Here is a 208-nt window from a genome sequence, read left to right as displayed (position 1 = left end):
TAAAGAAAAAAAGAAGCGTAACTCCTTGTGAAATTGGCTGGCTGCTGTAGCGAATTATACGTAAGAACCCCTCAGTCAAGCCTACGGCTTGCCAGCTCCCCTAAAGGGGAGCCTAGAAATACAAGCTTGCAAACGCCGTATTTAAAAAGTTACCTGCTTTCACTGGAAAACACCTGAATATCAACACTACATGTACAGGCAAGGGCAA

The organism is Ruminococcus callidus ATCC 27760 (assembly GCF_000468015.1).
Taxonomy (GTDB): Bacteria; Bacillota; Clostridia; order Oscillospirales; family Ruminococcaceae; genus Ruminococcus_C; species Ruminococcus_C callidus.
Note: the sequence above shows the minus strand (reverse complement) of the source record.